This window comes from Streptomyces sp. WM6386 (assembly GCF_000972385.1).
Lineage (GTDB): Bacteria > Actinomycetota > Actinomycetes > Streptomycetales > Streptomycetaceae > Streptomyces.
Genome location: NZ_JXTE01000572.1, coordinates 1 through 398, shown reverse-complemented (window position 1 = coordinate 398; position 398 = coordinate 1). Strand labels below are relative to the sequence as shown.

General features: G+C 77.4%; 1 protein-coding gene. It reads right to left on the bottom strand.

Going from position 1 to position 398, the window contains the following annotated elements; all coding sequences use genetic code 11:
• Positions 1-343 (bottom strand): NAD-dependent epimerase/dehydratase family protein (locus TN53_RS42745; RefSeq protein ID WP_159038301.1); only part of this gene is annotated, 343 nt, incomplete at its 3' end.
• Positions 344-398: the final 55 nt, after the last annotated feature.

The window sequence follows — 398 nt, the reverse complement described above, 5'->3', positions numbered from 1 at the left end:
CGGCCGCCAGGTCGTCGAGGTGGACGCAGCTCCAGTGGTTGGAGCCGTCGCCGGGGTGACGGATGCGCCCGCTCCGGCTCGCCTGATCGGCGAAGGCGGCCCGGAAGTTGCCGCCCGGTCCGTAGACGAATCCGGCGTGCAGCACCACCGAGTCCAGGCCGTCGGCCGCCATGGCGCGCAGTCGGGCCGTCGCCGCGGCGTGCCACACCCCGAGGGGGGCGGGGCGGTGCGGTACCGATTCGTCGATCCACCGCTCGCCGTGGTCGCCGTAGACCCAGGCACCGCTCGCGTACAGCAGCCGTCGGCCGTGGGTGCGGCAGGCGTCGGCCAGGGCCCCCCCCATGACGGCGTCGGCCTGGCGGGGGCGCCGGATGGGTGCGGGGGGGGGCCGGCCGGGG